The organism is Lentimicrobium sp. S6 (assembly GCF_013166635.1).
Lineage (GTDB): Bacteria > Bacteroidota > Bacteroidia > Bacteroidales > UBA12170 > UBA12170.
Genome location: NZ_JABKBZ010000309.1, coordinates 1 through 338 on the forward strand (window position 1 = coordinate 1; position 338 = coordinate 338).

1 pseudogene is annotated in these 338 nt (G+C 31.7%); it reads left to right on the forward strand.

The window, feature by feature from the left end:
* A pseudogene (locus HNS40_RS23450) lies at positions 1-163 on the forward strand (IS982 family transposase); the annotation flags it as partial.
* Between the last annotated feature and the right edge of the window lie 175 nt (positions 164-338).

The following is a 338-nucleotide window of genomic DNA, read 5'->3' on the forward strand; positions in this document are numbered from 1 at the left end:
TGAACTAAAAAACATGTGCCAAATTGAACATTCTAGGCACAGAAGTTTTGAAAATTTTATCTCCAATATTATCGCCGCTCTTATCGCATATTCATTCTTTGCTAAAAAACCTTCTATAAAATATGATTTGGAGAAAGACGATCAATTAGCTCTGTTTTTATAATCGAACTCGGGTTACTAAGGATAATGCTTTTTTCGGCTCCCCTTGGGGCATTAGCGTTAACTTAAGCTGTCTATTTTTTTAAGTTACAGATATACATATGATTACAAGACTATTTCTTTCTGACTTCTTTGTTTTTTACTCTTTTTAATACAAAGGTGTTTTTATCTTCAAGCAC